We start from the raw sequence: 17,731 nt of genomic DNA on the forward strand, positions 1-17,731 counted from the left end.
CCGCCGATCCGGGCCGGCGGCATGCCTCAGGGCATGCGCAAGCCGGTGGCGCCCGGCGAGCTCATGCAGCTGCAGAAACCCGGCACCCGCCCCACTGCCCCGCCCCCGCGCCGGCCTGAACGCGGCGAGATCGCCAGCCCTGCCGATGCCGGCCCACGGCCCACGGCCACCCCACCGGCCGCGCCGCGGCGCCCGGGCTTCCGCACACCCCAGCCGGCCGGGAAGGCCCGTCGCCCGGAATGGGACGACAGCGCCAAGCTCGAAGCACTGCGCAGCAAATCGCCGCAGAAGCTGCGCCAGAAGGTGCACATCATCGGCGAAAACGATGATGCGCTCACGGCGGAAACCGGCGGTTTCGCCGGCGAGCATGAGGCCCAGGTGCTTCAGGCCAGCCTGGCCCGCCCTGCCAAACCACGCACGCGCCAGAGCGCCCCGGCGGCCAAGCCGGTGGTGGCGATGCGCAAGCGCAAGAAGGAAACCACCCGCCAGCGCCAGCGGCGCCGGGCCATGGAACTGCGCGCCGCCCGCGAGGCCAAGGCCACACGGCCAGAAATGCTGATCGTGCCGGAGGGCAACCTCACGGTGCAGGAGCTCGCCGATCGCCTGGGCGTGGAGAGCTCCGAGATCATCAAGTCGCTCTTCTTCAAGGGCATCATCGCCACGGTCACCCAGACCCTCGATCTCTCCACGATCGAAACCGTGTCTGAGGAGTTCGGCGTTCCCGTGCTCGAAGACGACGTCCAGGAAGCCGCCAAGAAGACGGTGGACATGATCGAGGAGAGCGATCTCCAGCATCTGATCCGCCGGCCACCCGTGGTCACCGTGATGGGCCACGTCGACCACGGCAAAACCAGCCTGCTCGACGCCATCCGCAAGACCCGCGTGGCCGCCGGCGAAGCCGGTGGGATCACCCAGCACATCGGGGCCTATCAGGTCACGATTCCCCACGCCGGCGAAGAGCGCCGCATCACCTTCCTCGATACCCCGGGCCACGAGGCGTTCACCGCCATGCGTGCCCGCGGCACCAAGGTCACCGACGTGGCCGTGCTGGTGGTGGCTGCCGATGACGGCGTGCGCCCCCAGACCCTCGAGGCGATCAGCCACGCCCGCGCCGCCGAGGTGCCGATCGTGGTGGCGATCAACAAGATCGACAAGGAAGGCGCCCAGCCCGACCGCGTCAAGCAGGAGCTATCTGCCCAGCAACTGGTGGCCGAAGACTGGGGCGGCGACACGGTGATGGTGCCGGTGAGCGCCATCAAGCGGGAGAACATCGACAAGCTGCTGGAGATGATCCTGCTGGTGTCGGAGGTGGAAGACCTCCAGGCCAACCCTGACCGGATGGCCAAGGGCACCGTGATTGAAGCCCACCTCGACAAGGCCAAGGGCCCGGTGGCCACCCTGCTGATCCAGAACGGCACCCTCCGCGCCGGCGACGTGGTGGCCGCCGGCCCTGTGCTCGGCAAGGTGCGCGCCATGGTCGACGACACCGGCAAGCGGGTGAAGACGGCGGGTCCGTCCTCGGCCGTTGAAGCCCTCGGCTTCAGCGAAGTGCCCACCGCCGGTGACGAGTTCGAGGTCTACCCCGATGAGAAGACAGCCCGCTCGGTGGTGGGGGAACGGGCCACCGAAGCCCGTGCCACCCGCCTGGCCCAGCAGATGGCCTCACGGCGGGTGTCGCTGGCCTCCATGTCGGGTCAGGCGAGCGAGGGCGACCTCAAGGAGCTCAACTTGATCCTCAAGGCCGATGTCCAGGGCAGTGTGGAGGCGATTCTCGGATCGCTCGAACAGCTGCCCCAGGGCGAGGTACAGGTGCGGGTGCTGCTCTCGGCACCGGGCGAGATCACCGAAACCGACGTGGACCTCGCTGCAGCCTCCGGTGCGGTGATCGTGGGCTTCAACACCTCGATGGCACCAGGCGCCAAGCGCGCCGCCGATGCCACCGGCGTCGATGTGCGCGACTACGACGTGATCTACAAGCTGCTCGAGGACATCCAGCTGGCCATGGAAGGTCTGCTGGAGCCGGAGATGGTGGAGGAAACACTCGGCGAAGCGGAGGTGCGCGCGGTGTTCAGCATCGGCAAGAGCGCCGTCGCGGGTTGCTATGTCACCAACGGCAAGCTGCAACGCAACTGCAAGGTGCGCGTCCACCGCGGCAAGCAGATCGTGTTCGAGGGCGACCTCGACTCCCTGCGTCGCAACAAGGACGACGTCAAGGACGTGGCCACCGGCTTCGAGTGCGGCATCGGCTGTGATCGATTCGCCAACTGGCAGGACGGCGACCGGGTGGAGGCTTACAAGCTCGTCACCCAGCGCCGCACCCTCAGCACCAACTGACCATGAACCCCCGCAGCGAGCCTCTGCTGTGGATTCAACTGCTCGGCCTGGCAGCACTTCCCGCCGAATTGCTGCTGGCCTTCCTGTTGCTCGCCGGGGCTGACCCAGGCCCGCTGCCCGGCCTGGAGAGGGTGCTGTGCTGGTCGCTGGGAGCGTTGCTTCCGGCGGTGCTGTTCTGGCGCCAGCCACCCGATGTGTGGTCGCTGCTGGTGGTGCAGATCCCCCTGCAAGGGCGGCGGGAGTTGCAGCGGCGCCTGAGTGCCTTGCAGGCACCCCTGGCGGTGAAGTTGGTGGGGGCGGCCGGCACGGCGTTGCTGCTGGCACTGGTCTGGCTGATGGACGATCGTGCCGGGCTGGCCATGGCCGTGTCACCACTGGCGGGCAGCTCCAGGCTGGTGACGCTGCTGCTCACGATCCCCCTACTGGCCGTCTGCCTGTGGCAGTGGCAGCAGCTGTGCCAATCCGCCTGGCTGCTGAGCCGGCCAAAAGCGGTGGTTGCAGGCGCGGCGCCAGGTGGCCTCAGCCTGGAGGCCACCGCCAGGGAGCGCCTCTGCCTGGGTCTGCCGCTGCTGCTGCCCGAGCCCCTGCTGCTGGCCGAGCTGCTGCCCGCCCAGCCCCTAGCGATTCCTGCTCCAGCCACCAGCTCCAGCTCCTCACCCACCACCACTTCCATCACGGCCAGCGAGGTGGACTCAGCGATCGCGCCAGAGCAGAACGCCGAAGAGGAGCAGGGCTCCGCTCTGGATGATCAGGTCTCCTGAGGCCAGCTCTCCCCCCGCCGAGACCCGCATCGCCATGGTGGCTAGGCCGATCGCCGCAGATGCGCTGAAGGCAAACCACAGGCCTCGGCGCAGCCCGCGCCAGGGCGTGCGTGCTTCCTCCAGCAACCGGGCCCGCAGTTCGGGATCGAGCGGCCTGGGCGGGGTGGGTGGCATCGGCAGGCGCTGGGGTAGGGCTCGATGCTAGTTTCCATGGATTGCCGGTGTAGCTCAGTGGTAGAGCAACTGATTCGTAATCAGTAGGTCGTCGGTTCAAGTCCGATCACCGGCTTTCTCTTGATCATTCCACTCGCCGCAATTTTGGCGGCACCTCTTTATCTCTGACGAATGTTCAGGCTCACCATTGATCTGAGCAGTAATTCGTCAGGGTGACGATCAGCCAGGGTGACGATCAGTCAGCGTCACGATGGGCGTCATCCAGGGCGCCAGTGGGACGATCAGTCAGGATCACGATTTCCGCCGCCAGGATTGGTGTCACCACGATTGGCAGGATGACGTTCGGCGGCGTCGATCAATCGGGCTTCCCCACCTCCACCTCCATTGGCTCTGCCTGTTGGCTTTGTTCTTGACGTTCAGTCGTTGGTGTCGCGTCGCGAACGCCAGAGTGTTCGTGTCAGGGACGAGGGGATAAGTCTCGGCAGCCGCGAAGGAGTGCTCGTAGCGCAGATGTGTAAGGGGGTGATCGCGCGGTGCGGCGTCGCCGGAGGGAAGGGAAGGCCGTCAGGTCGGGATGGGTAGGGAACGTCCGCCAGGGGCGGGATTGGCCATGAGCAGCATCAGCCGCTCAGTCTCTGCCTGGGCCACCAGCATCCGATCGAATGGATCACGGTGCGGCTGTGGGAAGGTTCCGGTCCGAAGCCGATGGACGCGGCGAATCCACAGACCCTGAACAAGGAAGATGGTGCGCTTCCTCATTGCGCTGCGGAAAGGACACATCCAGCACCACGCACCCCTCGTCACTGCGGAAGGGGCCGTGCAGTTCCCCCGGAGGACGGCTGGCGTAATGGCCCGCCTCCAGCCAGATCCCGAAGGCGGCGTCGTGAAGGCGGCCACTCACGATGAAGATCTCCTCGGGAAACGTGTGGGCCTTGGCGCCGAAGGGGGTGGTGTCGGCTCCCGGCAGAAAGCGGGTGAGGCGGGTGATCTCGCCGCTGCTGGGGTCGTGGCTGAGGATCAGCTCCTGCACCTGGCCTTCCAGTCCTTCGATCCAGCGCCAGCGGTGCTGCTCCGCCGGCAACAAGGGATTCCAGTAGGTGATGGTGGATTTGCTCATGGCTGGAGCTGCAGATGGGCGGTGATCAACGGAGCCACCACGGCGGCGTGGGTCATCGCCAGATCGTGATCTCCCCCGGGGATCACGTGCAAGCGGCTGCGGGGGATCGCCTGCGCCAGCGCCTCGCCCACACCCACGGGACTGATCGGATCGGCATCGCCCCAGAGCAGCAGCACGGGCAGGCGCAGCTGGGACAGCTGGCCAGTGAGGTCAAACGCAGCCTCGGTGAACCAGGCTGGCAGGTCGGGGTGGCTGGCGCGGAAGCCCGGACGCCAATCGAGTGCGCCATGGCGGGCCATCGGCAGGCCGCCGGAGGTGGCAGCGAGCACCAGATGGGTCACTTGGCGAGGCCGCTGCAAGGCGGCCTGAACGGCCAGCACCCCGCCCATGGATTGGGCGATCAGCGCGCAGGGACCATCCAGCTGGGCCAGCACCTGTTGCAGCAGATCCGACCAGCCGTTGATGGCGGGGTCGCGGGGCGTGCCACCGAAGCCTGGCCAGCCCAGGTGGCGGTGCGGCAGGCCAGCCGCGCTCAACCGATCAGCGACGGGATGCCAGAAGCAGATGTTGCCGGAGGCTCCGGGGAGAAACAGCAGCCGCTCGGGCGCTGCTGCCGGAATGCGTTCCATGCGGCTTCTCCCCACCACGCTCGATCCTGCCGGACGTTCTCATGGGTGCCCACGCGCGGAGGGAGCGAATCCGCCGCCAAAACCGCGCTCAACGCCGAGGCCGGTGGGTCTGTTCTGGGCTGGAACTGTTCTGGACTGGAACTACTCAGGCCTTGAGGGCTGCCGGGCCGGCAGGCTGCCGGCGATGCTCCTCGCGGGCAAGGCGCAGATCGTGGCGGGTGACGGCGTAGCCAAGCTTGCGCGCCACCAGCAGGAATTCCTTCAGGGAGCGGCAGTGACGCAGCGGTGATCGCAGCGCCGGATCCTGCTCCGCTTCGGCCACCAATCGCTCCAGTTCGCTCCAGCTCATGGCGCCCGCTGCATTTGCTTCAGCGTTGCCGCAAGCAGCGGTGGCGGCAAGTGGCCGCGCAACAGTCCGACGTCGTCAAGCCAGCACCGGCTGCACGAACGGCGCTCAAGGGGAAGCGGCGCAGTCGTCGTGGCTGACTTCCAGCTGCAGCGTGCTCTGCCGGATTCCCAACGCCTGTAACCGCTGGCGGGCTTCTGTCAACAGAGCGCGGCCATCGTCGGTGGATGCATGGTCGTGGCGCACCAGATGGGCTGTGAGTGCCAGCCGGGAGGTGCTGACCCCCCAGACGTGCAGATCGCGTACATCGACCACATCCGGCAACTCCAGCAGCGCCGCGCGGATCGCCGCCAGGTCGGTGCCCCGCGGCGCGGCATCGAGGCTCACGGCAATCGCCTCACGCAACAGAGAAAGGGCGCTGATCATCACCACGATGCCGACCCCGATGGCGGTCAGGGGATCCAGCCAGGCCCACTGGGTGAGACCGACCAGCAGGGTGCTGACCAGCACGGCAACGGACACGGCCGCATCGGTGAGCAGATGCAGCACAGCTGCGCGCTGGTTGAGGTCGTGGTGATGGTGCTGGCCGAACAGGCGCGCCGAGAGCAGGTTGATGACCACACCGGCCGCCGCCGCCCAGGCCACTGGCGCAGGATGCAGCGCCACGGGCGCAGACAGCCGCTCGATGGCTTCCACCACCACCACGCCACCGGCCACCAGGATCAACAGCCCGTTCGCCAGCGAGGCCATATGGGTGGTGCGGCCATAGCCGAAGGTGAAGCGTCCGCTCGCCGGCCGCTGGCTCAGCCGCTCCGCCCCCCAGCCGAGCGCCAGACCCACCACATCTCCGAGGTTGTGCAGGGCGTCACCGACCAGGGCCAGGGAGCCGAAGCTCAGGCCGATCACCAATTGCAGGCTGGTCAGCACGGTGTTGAGCAGCACGCTCCACTTGAAGGCGCCGGCAGGGCTGCCGCCGTGCTGGTGGCCGTGCTGGTGGCCGTGGGAACGGCCGTGAGATTGGTTGGGGTTGGGGTGGCGGTCGTGGTTGCTCGGAGCGCCGCAGGGTGAGGAACGATTCGCGTTCACCGGTGGCCCCTGCGGTCGTAGGAAAGCTAAGCGGCGCCCAGGCGCCCATCACGGGCGGAGGCTTGCTGAAGGGGGCATCTGATGGGGATCTGCAGAGCCTTTCCCGGTGTGAATGCTCAGAGGCGTACAGGGATACGGCTTCTGATGCGTGAAGGCAATGATGCCGGTGGATCATTTTTGCGGACGATGCTGACGGGTCCTGCTACGGGCGATGTCTGCTGATCCTTGCTCCGTGCTCCCTGCGGAGGCTTGCTCTGGATTTCCTGCCGATGCAGGATCCGGGTGAGACCCGCGGATGGTTGCTCCTGATCCTTCCTTGTGCTGACTGCTGCTGACAGAGCCATGCCACTTTCCACATGTTGAAGCGAGGTAAATCCGCTGCACATCGCATCGGACTGCACGTGATTGCAGCGCCTGAAAAGCTCACTTACCAGTCATTCTGTCGTTCCAATTCGAACGCTCAAGCAAGCGATCTGAAGCCTCTTCCTTGTGAAAGAGTGGAAACATCGGGAGCCAGTCATGGGGCAGCAGCAAGCCGTCACAGGCATGGGAACCATTCTTTGCGCGGATGGCGTGGCGTTCCGCGTATGGGCGCCCAATGCCAGGGGGGTGGCCGTGATCGGCACCTTCAACGATTGGGACAGCCGCGTGACTCCAATGCAAGCGGAGGAGGGAGGCTATTGGTACGCCAAGGTGGCGAATGCAGGGATTGCTGATCAATACAAATACGCCATTGATACCGGCAAAGACACAGTTTACCGCATCGATCCCTATGCCCATGAGGTGACCAACTCCGCAGGGAATGGGGTGATTCATGATCCCAGCTTCCACTGGGGAGAAGACAGCTTCTCCATGCGCGGCTGGAACGAGCTCGTCATCTACGAGCTGCATGTTGGCACCTTCAATGACGAATCGAGCGGCCCAGGCAAATTCATGTCGATCACAGCTCGGCTGGAGCACCTGAAGCGACTTGGCATCAATGCAATTCAGATCATGCCAGTGAGCCAGTTCGCAGGGATGCGCTCCTGGGGCTACAACCCATCCAACATCTTTGCAGTGGATTCGGATTACGGCGGATCCCTGGGCTTCAAGCAGTTCATCAAGGAATCCCATGCGGCTGGCATCGCAGTGATCCTTGATGTTGTTTACAACCATTTCGGCCCCAGCGACCTGGATCTCTGGCGATTTGATGGCTGGTGCGAAAACGATCAAGGAGGCATCTACTTCTACAACGACCACCGCGCGCTCACGCCCTGGGGGGCAACCCGTCCCGATTACGGCCGCGGGGAAGTGCGTCAATACATCCTCGACAACGTGCGCATGTGGATCACGGAGTACCACCTCGATGGCCTGCGCCTCGACAGCACGCTGTTCATCCGAAGCATCGATGATGCGGGCACCGAAGATCTTCCGGACGGTTGGAGCCTGTTGCAGGCCATCAATGAAACCACCGCTCAGCTTCAACCCGGATTCCTGACCATCGGCGAAGATCTGGAAAGCAACGCCTGGATCACCAAGGATGTAGGCGCTGGAGGCGCTGGCTTCGGTTCGCAGTGGGATCCGCATTTCGTGCGAGCGATTCGCCAGGCGATGATCACAACGCAGGATGAAAGCCGTTCCTTGCACAGCATTCGAGAGGCCATCCTTTACCGCTACAACGACGACGCCTTTGAGCGCGTGATCTACAGCGAATCCCACGATGATGTGGCCAACGGGCAGTCACGTGTACCGCAGGATGTCAACCCCGACGATCCCACGGGTTGGTTTGCCCAGAAGCGCTCCACCATGGCAGCAGCCCTGGTGCTGACCTCGCCGGGCATTCCCATGCTCTTTCAGGGGCAGGAGTTTCTGGAGGGGGGCTGGTTTCGTGATTCGGTGCCCATCGACTGGGACCAACGGGATGAGTTCCGGGGGATTGTGCGGATGTACCGGGATCTGATCCGCCTTCGTCTCAACCGTGAGGGTGTGTCACGTGGGCTGTGTGGGCAGTTCACCCAGGTGTTTCACCTGAATGAGGAGCGCAACGTGATCGCGTTTCACCGCTGGGATCAAGGTGGTGCGGGAGATGATGTGGTGGTGATCGCCAACCTCCTCAACGGCTTCCAGGACAACTACACCGTGGGCTTCCCTGGAGCAGGCACCTGGGAGCTGCGCTTCAACAGCAACTGGCAGGGCTACAGCGATCTGTTCGATGATCACCTCTGCGGTGACGTTGAAGCAGTGGCTCAGAGCAGAGACGGGCTTCCCTGGTCAGCCGCCGTGGCACTGGCGCCTTACAGCGTGCTGATCTATTCCCAGGCGACGGCCACGGGGCGGACAGGCCCGTCTGGGGCACCCCATTGACGGCCAGGCCTTGCCACTGAACCCTCTGCTGGAGGCGGCGGATCCGCCGGTGTTCCGCGTCGTGCGCCCCACCGGCCGCTCGGCGGTGCTGCTCACGGCCGACCATGCCGGCCGTGCCATTCCGCGTCGTCTGAACCGCCTCAACCTCAGCGACACGGTGCTTGACACGCACGTGGCCTGGGATCTGGGGGTGGCCCAGCTGGGGCTGGGGCTGTCGGCGCGGCTCGACGCCTTTCTGATCCTGCACAACTACTCACGGCTGGTGATCGACGCCAACCGCCCTCCGGAGGCGCCCGATTCGATCGTGTGCCTCAGCGAGCACACCCCCATCCCCGCCAACGCCGACCTCTCCGCAGACGAGCGGCAGCAGCGGCTGGAGGAGCTCTTCCAGCCCTACCACCGGCGCATCGGCGCCGAGCTGGAGGCCCGCCAGCAACGGGCCCGGCCCAGCGTGCTGGTGGCGCTGCATAGCTTCACGCCAGTGCATGCCGGCGACGTGCGTCCCTGGCATGTGGGCGTGCTGCACGGCCGCGATGGCCGCCTGGCCGGACGGGTACGCGAGCGGCTGGAGCGGGAGCAGGGGCTGTGCGTGGGCAACAACGAGCCCTACGCGGTCTGCGACGCCAGCGATTACACAGTGGTCGTGCATGGCGAGCAGCGCCGGATTCCGCATGTGGAACTGGAAATCCGCCAGGACCTGCTGGCCAGCGACGCCGGGCAGCGCGAGTGGGTGGAGCGGCTCGCCGCCGTGCTGCTGGATGCGCTGACAGAGGGATTCCCGCCGCTTCCCTGAGAGCAGACGTTCTTAAGCTGGGACATGGAAAGACCTGAACGCCCCACCCCGCCGCCAGCGGAACCAATCCCAGCGGAACCGACGCCACCGACTCAGCCGCTGCAGATTCGCGTGGGGTTTGATCTGCTGCTGCGCTGCCAGCGGCCCACGCCGATGATCGTGATCCTGGGGGTGCATGACTCCCGCGCCGGCGATCTGCTGGAAGCGGACCCGCTGCAGTTATCGCCGCAGGTGCCCTGCCAGTCGTACGTGGACACCTACGGGAACCACTGCAACCGGCTGCTGGCCCCCGCCGGGCCGATGCGCCTGCGGGGCCGTGGCCTGGTGGCCGACAGTGGCCTGCCGGATTCGGTGCTGCCCTGGCTGGAGCAGCAGCCGGTGGAGCTACTGCCGGATCACGCCTTGCTGTTCCTGCTGGCCAGCCGCTTCTGCGAGAGCGACCTACTCACGGACTTCGCCTGGTCCCAGTTCGGCCAGGCGCCCGAAGGCTGGGGGCGGGTGCAGGCGATCTGCGATTTCGTGCATCAGCACGTGCGCTTCGATTACAACCGCTCGAGCCCGACAAAATCGGCCCTGCAGACCTTCGAAAGCCGCGTGGGGGTCTGCCGTGATTTCGCCCATCTGGCCATTGCCCTCTGCCGCTCCATGAACATCCCGGCGCGATACTGCACCGGTTACCTGAGTGACATCGAGGTGCCACCGCCCCATACCGCCATGGATTTCTCGGCCTGGTTCGAGGCGTATCTCGGCCAGGGCTGGCACGTGTTTGACCCACGCAACAACACCCCGCGGATCGGGCGGATCCTGATCGCCCGGGGCCGGGATGCGGCGGATGTGGCCCTCACCACCAGCTTCGGGCCGTCGGTGCTGGAGTCGTTCGAGGTATGGGCGGCATGACTTACTGCGTGGCGGTGCTGTTGGAGAGCGGCATGGTGTTCGCCTCCGATTCACGCACCAATGCAGGCCTGGATGATTTCGCCAGCTTCTGCAAGATGACGGTGTTCGAGCGGCGCGGCGATCGGGTGCTGGTGCTGCTCAGCTCCGGCAGCCTGGCCGGCACCCAGGCGGTGATCAGCCTGCTGCGTCAGCGCGCTGACGCCGACGACGGCACGCCCAACGTGTGGACGGCCCGCACCATGTTCGATGTCATGGGCCTCGTTTCCGATGCGGTGCGGGCGATCGAAGAGCGCGATGGCCCTTACCTCAAGGGGGCGGCCGGCGGCTTCAATGCCTCCTTCCTGGTGGGCGGGCAGATCAAGGGGGAAGCCCCACGCCTGTTCCGCATGTACGCCGAAGGCAACTTCATCGAGGCCAGCGAAGGCACCCCGTTCCTGCAGACCGGCGAGGCGAAGTACGGCAAACCGATCATCGACCGGGTGATCGACCGCGACACCACCCTGGCGGAAGCGGCCAAATGCGTGCTGGTGTCGTTCGACTCCACCATGCGCAGCAATCTGTCGGTAGGGATGCCGATCGACCTGCTGCTCTACGAGCGGGACAGCCTGGCGATCCAGCAGCGCCGCCGCTTCGCGGAAGGAGATAGCTACTTCAAGCAGCTGAGCGGCGAGTGGAGTGCGGGCGTGCGCAAAGTGTTCCGGGAGCTGCCAGAACTCGCCTGGTAAGCAGGTCAACCCTGCCACGCTGTTCTCACCATGGGGCGGCCTACCTAGCCTGGAGAGATACCGCCGGAGCCGACCGTTGGACCTGGTGGCGATTTCTCTTGTGGTGCGCTGGTTGCTGGGCTGGGCCCTCTGCCAGCGGCTCACGCGGCTTCCCGAGCGCCGGCTGCAGGGCGAGCAGACGATTTCCGTGCTGATCCCCGCCCGCGACGAGGAGCGAACCCTGCCCAACCTGCTGCCAGCCCTGCAGGCTCAGAGCCTCAAGGGGTTGGAGGTGATTGTGGTCGACGATCACTCCAGCGATCGCACGGCAGCCATCGCCCGGTCCGCCGGTGTGAAGGTGATGCAACCGCCGCCGCTGGCCGAGGGCTGGTGCGGCAAGACCTGGGCCCTGCACCATGGCGTGCGCGCCAGCACGGGCGAGATCCTGGTGTTCCTCGACGCCGACACCGAGCCGCGGCCCGAGTTCCTGGAGCGGCTCCTGGCCACCCGTCTGGCTCTGGGCGGGCTGGTGTCGGTGCAACCGTTCCACCGCACCGAAAAGCCCTACGAACAGCTGTCGATGCTGTTCAACCTGGTGGGGTTGATGGCGGTGCCGATGGGGCCAGGGTGCGGGGTGGCGTTCGGTCCGGCGATGGCCACCAGCCGCGCCGACTACGACCGGGTCGGCGGCCATGAGGCGGTGGCAGGCAAGGTGGTCGAAGACTGGTTCATGGGCCATCTCTACGAAAAGGCCGGGCTGCCGGTGAGCGCCTACATCGGCGATGGGCTGATCGAATACCGCATGTACCCCGGCGGCCTCCACGACATGGTGGTGGGCTTCGCCAAGAACTTCGCCACCGCCGCCGGTGAGGTGCGCTGGCTGTGGATGCTGGCGGTGTTGCTGTGGCTGTCCGGTCTGTTCTGGGCGGCCTGGTGCCTGCCGGCGGCCTTGCTGGGCTGGCCGATGGTGGGGGATGCCTCCCTGGCACCCAACCTGGTGCTCTACCTGGCGTTCGCCCTGCAGCTGCTGGTGATCACCCGGCGGGTGGGTGATTTCGGCTGGATCTGCCTGATCTTTCCGCTGCCGGTGCTGTTCTTCCTGGCGGTGTTCCTCCTGGCCATCCTGAATCTTGAGCGCGGCACGATCGAATGGAAAGGCAGGCGTTTTCCAACGCGCTAGCGGCCCTCGCCTGTGCGTTGGGCTGGTTGCTGTGGTCGCTGCTGATCGGCTGGCTCGCTCAGCGGCTGCCGCTGGCGGCCCTTGAGCGGGACACCTGGCTGACCGCGCGGCGACCCTGGCCGGAAACGACCCAGGGCTACGAGCGCCGGCTGGGAATCCGGCGCTGGAAATCCCTGCTGCCCGATGCCGGCGACGCCTTGCCGGGTGGAGTGCGCAAAAACACCCTGGTACGGCGGGATGCCGCCACCCTGCAACGGCTGGTGGCGGAAACCCGGCGCGCCGAGCTGGTGCACCTGGCGCTCTGGCCTTTCTGGCTGCTCACGGCCCTGTGGTTGCCGCCGCTGGGTGCGTGGATCAGCCTCGGCTTCGCCACCCTGTTCAACCTGCCCTGCCTGTGGCTGCAGCGCTACAACCGCCTGAGGCTGGAGCCGGTGCTGCGGTCCCTGCGGCAGCAGCACACAGCGGACGGCTGCAGGGGCAACGGCGAGGAAGCCTGAGGTGGAAATCGCCTGGGGTGGTGCACAGCCATGAGAAAGCCCGGTGGCCTTGCCACCGGGCTTCGCTCCTCTGGGGTGTGACGATCAGGCCAGGGTCAAGGACAGGCGTGATCTCAACACGGGTGAGTGAGATGAACCAAGGGCGAATCAATCGATTCGCAAAAGATGAAGTTGTGGGACGGAGTTGCTGCCGCTGGCACCTGGGGCCATGGTGATCAACGGAATGGCTTCATCCATACCCATGGGCACCTGAAACGATGCATTGGGTGGCTGCAAAGAGCAACCATAAAGCCACGATGTCCTGCGAGACTGTTGGAGCAGGGTCCGAAACGTCAGCGCACTCCTGATCGATGTTCAGGGGGAGTATCTGCCAAATGGTGCCTCCGAATCCCAACAAATGAATCATGGAACGGTGGGCCGAAACCGTCCATCGCTCTGTACATCTGTTCATGCTTGCGCCGGTCACTGCCGGATCCACACCTCCGCCAAGGCGGCATCCGTGGAAGCGAAGAAGCGGGTTTCGGCGGTGATGAAGCGGGAGGTGGCCTTTTCGGCCAGCTTCTGCCACACCTTGTTGCCCACCAGGGCCACACGCCGGATCGCCCGGTGATGGTCGCGGATCAGTCCCAGGTGGCGGCTCAGCGCCGCCAGCCCAGCCCAGCCGTCAAAGGCGCTCAACTCGAGCAGCAGCCGCACGCCGTCGAGGCCGGCGAAAGCCGCCGCGATCTCCTCCTCAGCGTGGGCGTAGGCACCGGCATCCAGCGAGCCGATCAACCGCACCGTCACCACATCGGCGTCACGGGACACCTGAATCAGGCCGAGGGCCTCGCTCAGCCAGCGGCGCGCCTCCTCAGGCTCGGCATTGCCGAACACCCGCACGGGGTAGGGCAGGGCCACGGCGATGGCCGGCAGGCCGTGCCGCATCCAGGCCACATCGGTGACCACAGCCAGCCGCTCAAAGCCGTCCCAGTGCCGCAATCCCTCTTTGGTGTCTTCCCAGGCGGCCCCCAGGCTGAAGCCGTGAAAATCGTCTCCGAGGCAGGCCAGTGCCTTGATGCGGTCGTGCTCCTCCAGTGCTCGATCCAACGCCGGAGTGAGCACAAGATTGTAATCATCGGCCGTGATCTTTCCTCTGAACTGAAAACCAAGTGTGCCTTCCGGCAGATCATCGATGGTTTCAATCATGGGGCCTACAGCCAGGAAGATCCATGGCAACCGTAGCCATCGCTCAGCAAACGGCCCACGCACCGAGCGGCAACACACGCCTGCAGCGAAAGCGCTGCAGGTTGCAACAACCAAGGGAAGGCGCTGCTCAAGCGGGGATGGCGCTGCTGAGTGATGGCGCACGCGCTTGGGAAGCGCATTTGGTACAACAGCGCCGTGGCCAATCAGGGCACGTTGCAGGAACGGACGTGCGGATTCTCTGTTGCTTCAGAGGCTGAAGATCGAGATCAGCTTGTGCCTCCTTGCACCAGCAGCAGAAACGGGTTCCCCTCTGGATCGGCCATCCAGGCTTCCGCTCCGAACGGCTCCAGCCGCACCGGCTCCAGTTCAGCAGCCCCCCGGGCCAGCAGCTGCAGCCGCCAGTCGTGCAGCACCTGCAGGGCTGGCTGTGCTCCGGCCGCCCGTGTCGCGCAGATCCCCAGCCGGCCGTGCTGCCGCGGCCTGGGACGCCGTGACGACGGGGCGTAGATCTCCAGCCGGCCGCCGGAGGGCAGCGGCAGGCGCCAGTGCCGCGCGCTCAGCCCCGGCTGGGGTGTGCTGTCGAGCAACAGCCCATAGAAACCGGCGAGCTGCTTGGGATCGTCAGCCGCCAGCACCAGCGAACTCTCGATGGGGCCCGCTTGAGAACTGGAAGTCACCGGATTGTGAGCAACACACCGCCGCCAGGATGGCGTGGCCGCTCGCGGCAGGAAGGCGCCGCTGCCAGGCTGCGCCAGCCATTCACAGCAGGCGGACATCGCCATGGTTCAGCAGGTGTTGAGCGCAGCCCAGCGGGCGAAGCTCGATGGCTCCGACGACGCCCTGTTCTATGCGGAGCCCCGTTTCGTTCAGCATCTGGATGCCAGCTTCCGCAGCAGGCTCACGGCGCTCTACCGCGAGCGGATTCCCCCTTGCGCGGTGGTGCTGGATCTGATGAGCAGCTGGGTGAGCCACCTGCCCGAAGGCCTCACCTACGACGAGGTGATCGGCCATGGCCTCAATGCCCGGGAGCTGGAAGCGAATCCCCGGCTGGATCGTCACTGGGTGCAGAACCTCAACCGCGACCAGGTGCTGCCCCTGGCCGAGGCCAGCGTGGATGCGGTGCTGATCGTGGCCGGTTGGCAATATCTGCAGCAGCCGGAAGCGATCGCCGCCGAGTTGCTGCGGGTGGTGCGTCCGGCCGGGCAGGTAATCGTGGCCTTCTCGAACCGGATGTTCTTCCAGAAGGCCCCCCAGGTGTGGACCGACGGCAGCGACCGGGACCACCTGGAGATCGTGGCCCGGGTGCTGGCCGCCCAGGGCTGGACGGTGGAAGCGGTGATCGCCGAAGACACCCCTGCCCAGGGGCCGCTGGGCTGGCTGGGCGGCAAGGGAGATCCCTTTTTTGCGGTGATCGGCCGCAAGGCCAGCCTCTGAAGGGCGGCCGGCGGTGATGCAGCGCTGGGCCGTGTTCAGTCCGTGCCGGAGCTACCGGTATGCGCTCGGGCGCCGCTGGTCGGCCGCGCCGGTGGTGCTCATCGTGGGCCTCAACCCCAGCAGCGCCGATGGTCACAGCGACGACCCGACGGTGCGGCGCTGTATGGCCTTCGCGCGCAGCTGGGGCTATGGGGGGCTAAGGCTTGGCAACCTGTTCGCCTTTCGCGCCACCGATCCCCGCAGCATGCTGACGGCCACCGATCCGGTGGGTCCCGCCAACGACCGCTGGCTGCAGCAGCAAGCCGAAGGCTCCGCTCTGGTGGTGGCGGCCTGGGGCGTGAAGGGCCGCTTTGCCAGTCGTGATCAGGCTGTCCGAAGCCTGCTGCCGGCGTTGCACTGCCTCCGGCTCAGCCGCCAGGGCTGCCCCATGCATCCGCTCTATCTGCCCGCCCAGCTGCGGCCACTGCCCTGGCCAGGCCGTTGAGTGGTGCAAGGCAGGTGGTGGGCTCAACCGGCCGGCGGGGCGGGGGCAGGGCGGGCATGAGAAAATCTGACCACCCCCGCGGGGCACCTGGAGAGGTGGTCGAGTGGTTGATGGCTCTGGTCTTGAAAACCAGCGAGGCGAAAGCCTCCGTGGGTTCGAATCCCACCCTCTCCGTTTCCAAAAGCTCCTGGCCTGGCGCCCGTTCCCCCCGGTCGTGCGCAGTTCAGCGCCGCCGGCCCGTGGCCATCACGCCCAGCCCCGCCAGGCTGAGCAGCCCGCCGGCGGCCAGAAAGGCGAGCGTTTGCAGAAGCAGCAACAGCACGCCGAGGGCAGAAAAGAAACGGATCTGGATGCGCGCCTTGATCAACAGGGTGAGCAACAGCAGCACAGTGGCCTTGAGGCTCAGCACGGCAGCACCCCTGAGCGGGCAGAAGGGGTTGGGAAGCATCGCCGAACCACGGATTGCTCCAACTCTGGACGAGCCCAGCCCACAAACGCGAGCGGAGATCTGCCCAGCGGTGGAGCCTGGGGGTGCGAGGCGGCGTGTCGCGCGCGGGGCCACAGGCGTCGCCAGCACGGAGCAGGCCTCAGGCGCGGCGTCGGCTCACAACCCTTGCGCCGCAGCTGTTTGGGAGGAAAAAGGGAGAGCGAGGAAGACTGTTACGATAGTCACAATCCCTGCAGCGAAGGATTCCCATGGCCATCACGCTTGAAGACGCTCGCGGCATTTTTCCAACAACGCTTTCAGCGGATGTCGTGCCAGCCACGATTGCGCGATTCAACCAGCTGAGCGCTGAAGATCAGCTCGCTCTGATCTGGTACGCCTATCTGGAAATGGGAAAAACAATCACCATTGCGGCTCCCGGCGCCGCTCGGATGCAGTTCGCCGAGCCCACCCTCAACCAGATCCGTCAACTCAGCTTCCAGGATCAGTCGCAGGTGATGTGCGATCTGGCCAACCGCGTGGATACTCCGATCTCCCGCACCTATTCGATCTGGTCGCCGAACATCAAGCTCGGCTTCTGGTATCGCCTCGGCGAATGGATGGAGCAGGGCACCGTGGCCCCGATTCCCCAGGGGTATCAGCTGTCGGCGAACGCCGCCGCCATCCTCAATGCCATCAAGGGTCTGGAAGGCGGTCAGCAGATCACCGTGCTGCGCAACGCCGTGGTCGACATGGGCTTCGACCCGAACAAGATCGAAGATGCCGAGCGGATCGCCGAGCCGGTGGTGCCCCCCACCGAGCCCGCCCAGCGCAGCGAAGTGAGCATCAAGGGAGTGAGCAACACCACCGTGCTCTCCTACATGAACCTGCTCAATGCCAACGATTTCGACGCGTTGATTGAGCTCTTCCTTCCCGACGGTGCTCTTCAGCCCCCCTTCCAAAGGCCCATCGTGGGCAAGGCAGCTGTGCTGCGCTTCTTCAAGGAAGATTGCCAGAACCTCAAGCTGCTGCCTGAGCAAGGCGTCACTGAGCCGGCTGCCGATGGTTACACCCAGATCAAGGTGACGGGTCGGGTGCAGACCCCCTGGTTCGGCGCCGGCGTGGGGATGAACGTGGCCTGGCGCTTCCTGATCGATCCTCAGGGGAAAATCTTCTTCGTGGCGATCGATCTGCTGGCCTCCCCCAAAGAGCTGCTCAATTTCATCCGCTGAGCCCGTCGCGGAGCACTCCGCCTGATACCACCGAACAGCCTCCTGGGCCCTGCCCGGAGGCTGTTCATCGGTGTACCGTTCCTTGATCAGGCCAGAAACAGCCTCGGTCAA

General features: G+C 65.7%; 19 protein-coding genes and 2 tRNA genes. 13 read left to right on the forward strand and 8 right to left on the reverse strand.

From position 1 onward, the window contains the following. On the forward strand, positions 1–2,334 hold a 2,334-nt coding region (gene infB / locus KBY86_RS04935), incomplete at its 5' end, for a translation initiation factor IF-2 (RefSeq protein ID WP_255140408.1). A gap of 2 nt (positions 2,335–2,336) precedes the next feature. Continuing rightward, complete coding sequence (locus KBY86_RS04940) at positions 2,337–3,095, forward strand: low-complexity tail membrane protein (RefSeq protein ID WP_255140409.1); 759 nt, start codon at positions 2,337–2,339, stop codon at positions 3,093–3,095. Here the strand turns inward: KBY86_RS04940 and KBY86_RS04945 are convergent. Beyond that, on the reverse strand, positions 3,027–3,269 hold the full coding sequence (locus KBY86_RS04945; protein WP_094510203.1) for a DUF3493 domain-containing protein: 243 nt from the start codon (positions 3,267–3,269) through the stop codon (positions 3,027–3,029). The genes KBY86_RS04940 and KBY86_RS04945 overlap by 69 nt on opposite strands. A 43-nt stretch (positions 3,270–3,312) precedes the next feature. Here KBY86_RS04945 and KBY86_RS04950 point away from each other — a divergent pair. After that, positions 3,313–3,384: transfer RNA gene (locus KBY86_RS04950), tRNA-Thr, on the forward strand. A gap of 552 nt (positions 3,385–3,936) precedes the next feature. On the opposite strand, the gene KBY86_RS04955 is transcribed toward KBY86_RS04950, so the two are convergent. The 4 genes from KBY86_RS04955 to KBY86_RS04970 form a co-directional block, all read right to left on the reverse strand. After that, positions 3,937–4,386 carry a cupin domain-containing protein gene (locus tag KBY86_RS04955; protein ID WP_255140410.1) on the reverse strand — a complete coding sequence of 150 codons (450 nt, stop codon included), beginning with the start codon at positions 4,384–4,386 and terminating at the stop codon, positions 3,937–3,939. Then, on the reverse strand, positions 4,383–5,015 hold the full coding sequence (locus tag KBY86_RS04960; protein ID WP_255140411.1) for an alpha/beta fold hydrolase: 633 nt from the start codon (positions 5,013–5,015) through the stop codon (positions 4,383–4,385). Before KBY86_RS04960 ends, KBY86_RS04955 begins: the two co-directional genes overlap by 4 nt. Positions 5,016–5,160: 145 nt before the next feature. Beyond that, positions 5,161–5,364 (reverse strand): Nif11-like leader peptide family natural product precursor, encoded by a 204-nt coding sequence (locus KBY86_RS04965; protein WP_094510199.1) that lies wholly within the window; start codon positions 5,362–5,364, stop codon positions 5,161–5,163. 105 nt (positions 5,365–5,469) lie between these two features. Further along, positions 5,470–6,447 (reverse strand): cation diffusion facilitator family transporter, encoded by a 978-nt coding sequence (locus KBY86_RS04970; protein WP_255140413.1) that lies wholly within the window; start codon positions 6,445–6,447, stop codon positions 5,470–5,472. A 546-nt stretch (positions 6,448–6,993) separates the two neighbouring features. Here KBY86_RS04970 and KBY86_RS04975 point away from each other — a divergent pair. From KBY86_RS04975 to KBY86_RS05000, 6 genes are all read left to right on the forward strand, one after another. Next, positions 6,994–8,790, forward strand: coding sequence for an alpha-amylase family glycosyl hydrolase (locus KBY86_RS04975; protein WP_255140414.1), 1,797 nt, complete (start codon positions 6,994–6,996; stop codon positions 8,788–8,790). Positions 8,791–8,800: 10 nt separating this feature from the next. Beyond that, positions 8,801–9,583, forward strand: coding sequence for an N-formylglutamate amidohydrolase (locus KBY86_RS04980; protein ID WP_198948190.1), 783 nt, complete (start codon positions 8,801–8,803; stop codon positions 9,581–9,583). Positions 9,584–9,694: 111 nt separating this feature from the next. Beyond that, complete coding sequence (locus KBY86_RS04985; protein ID WP_255140416.1) at positions 9,695–10,480, forward strand: transglutaminase family protein; 786 nt, start codon at positions 9,695–9,697, stop codon at positions 10,478–10,480. Beyond that, positions 10,468–11,205, forward strand: coding sequence for a peptidase (locus KBY86_RS04990; protein ID WP_233132686.1), 738 nt, complete (start codon positions 10,468–10,470; stop codon positions 11,203–11,205). The genes KBY86_RS04985 and KBY86_RS04990 overlap by 13 nt, the downstream gene beginning before the upstream one ends. Before the next feature lie 85 nt (positions 11,206–11,290). Continuing rightward, positions 11,291–12,364, forward strand: coding sequence for a glycosyltransferase family 2 protein (locus KBY86_RS04995; protein WP_255140417.1), 1,074 nt, complete (start codon positions 11,291–11,293; stop codon positions 12,362–12,364). Positions 12,365–12,381: 17 nt separating this feature from the next. Then, positions 12,382–12,861: a hypothetical protein gene (locus KBY86_RS05000; protein ID WP_255140418.1), complete on the forward strand. Its 480-nt coding sequence runs from the start codon at positions 12,382–12,384 to the stop codon at positions 12,859–12,861. Positions 12,862–13,323: 462 nt separating this feature from the next. Here KBY86_RS05000 and KBY86_RS05005 read toward each other — a convergent pair whose 3' ends face one another. Further along, positions 13,324–14,046, reverse strand: a complete 723-nt coding sequence (locus KBY86_RS05005) for an STAS/SEC14 domain-containing protein (protein WP_255140419.1) — start codon at positions 14,044–14,046, stop codon at positions 13,324–13,326. A gap of 266 nt (positions 14,047–14,312) precedes the next feature. Next, on the reverse strand, positions 14,313–14,723 hold the full coding sequence (locus KBY86_RS05010; RefSeq protein WP_233132683.1) for a VOC family protein: 411 nt from the start codon (positions 14,721–14,723) through the stop codon (positions 14,313–14,315). Positions 14,724–14,826: 103 nt separating this feature from the next. Here KBY86_RS05010 and KBY86_RS05015 point away from each other — a divergent pair, with 103 nt between their 5' ends. The 3 genes from KBY86_RS05015 to KBY86_RS05025 all read left to right on the forward strand — a co-directional run bounded on the left by KBY86_RS05015 (position 14,827) and on the right by KBY86_RS05025 (position 16,138). Beyond that, the gene (locus KBY86_RS05015; RefSeq protein WP_255140553.1) at positions 14,827–15,480 is read left to right on the forward strand and encodes a class I SAM-dependent methyltransferase; all 654 of its coding nucleotides are present in this window, start codon (positions 14,827–14,829) and stop codon (positions 15,478–15,480) included. A gap of 16 nt (positions 15,481–15,496) precedes the next feature. Next, positions 15,497–15,964, forward strand: a complete 468-nt coding sequence (locus KBY86_RS05020; RefSeq protein WP_255140420.1) for a DUF1643 domain-containing protein — start codon at positions 15,497–15,499, stop codon at positions 15,962–15,964. Positions 15,965–16,053: 89 nt separating this feature from the next. Then, a tRNA-Ser gene (locus KBY86_RS05025) sits at positions 16,054–16,138 on the forward strand. Positions 16,139–16,187: 49 nt separating this feature from the next. On the opposite strand, the gene KBY86_RS05030 is transcribed toward KBY86_RS05025, so the two are convergent. Continuing rightward, positions 16,188–16,412, reverse strand: a complete 225-nt coding sequence (locus KBY86_RS05030; protein WP_094510193.1) for a hypothetical protein — start codon at positions 16,410–16,412, stop codon at positions 16,188–16,190. A gap of 248 nt (positions 16,413–16,660) precedes the next feature. Here KBY86_RS05030 and KBY86_RS05035 point away from each other — a divergent pair, with 248 nt between their 5' ends. After that, on the forward strand, positions 16,661–17,620 hold the full coding sequence (locus tag KBY86_RS05035) for an orange carotenoid-binding protein (RefSeq protein WP_094510192.1): 960 nt from the start codon (positions 16,661–16,663) through the stop codon (positions 17,618–17,620). Positions 17,621–17,731 lie beyond the last annotated feature (111 nt).

The organism is Synechococcus sp. Lug-A (assembly GCF_024345655.1).
In the GTDB taxonomy this organism is placed as follows: Bacteria; Cyanobacteriota; Cyanobacteriia; order PCC-6307; family Cyanobiaceae; genus MW101C3.

Excerpts from the sequence above, each read along its gene's own strand:
- KBY86_RS04940 (WP_255140409.1), top strand. The coding sequence starts at position 2,337 with ATGAACCCCCGCAGCGAGCCTCTGCTGTGGATTCAACTGCTCGGCCTG.
- KBY86_RS05015 (WP_255140553.1), top strand. The coding sequence starts at position 14,827 with ATGGTTCAGCAGGTGTTGAGCGCAGCCCAGCGGGCGAAGCTCGATGGC.
- KBY86_RS04965 (WP_094510199.1), bottom strand. The coding sequence starts at position 5,364 with ATGAGCTGGAGCGAACTGGAGCGATTGGTGGCCGAAGCGGAGCAGGAT.
- KBY86_RS04990 (WP_233132686.1), top strand. The coding sequence starts at position 10,468 with ATGGGCGGCATGACTTACTGCGTGGCGGTGCTGTTGGAGAGCGGCATG.
- KBY86_RS05035 (WP_094510192.1), top strand. The coding sequence starts at position 16,661 with ATGGCCATCACGCTTGAAGACGCTCGCGGCATTTTTCCAACAACGCTT.
- KBY86_RS04955 (WP_255140410.1), bottom strand. The coding sequence starts at position 4,386 with ATGAGCAAATCCACCATCACCTACTGGAATCCCTTGTTGCCGGCGGAG.
- KBY86_RS05020 (WP_255140420.1), top strand. The coding sequence starts at position 15,497 with ATGCAGCGCTGGGCCGTGTTCAGTCCGTGCCGGAGCTACCGGTATGCG.
- KBY86_RS04960 (WP_255140411.1), bottom strand. The coding sequence starts at position 5,015 with ATGGAACGCATTCCGGCAGCAGCGCCCGAGCGGCTGCTGTTTCTCCCC.
- KBY86_RS05005 (WP_255140419.1), bottom strand. The coding sequence starts at position 14,046 with ATGATTGAAACCATCGATGATCTGCCGGAAGGCACACTTGGTTTTCAG.
- KBY86_RS04945 (WP_094510203.1), bottom strand. The coding sequence starts at position 3,269 with ATGCCACCCACCCCGCCCAGGCCGCTCGATCCCGAACTGCGGGCCCGG.
- KBY86_RS04975 (WP_255140414.1), top strand. The coding sequence starts at position 6,994 with ATGGGAACCATTCTTTGCGCGGATGGCGTGGCGTTCCGCGTATGGGCG.
- KBY86_RS05030 (WP_094510193.1), bottom strand. The coding sequence starts at position 16,412 with ATGCTTCCCAACCCCTTCTGCCCGCTCAGGGGTGCTGCCGTGCTGAGC.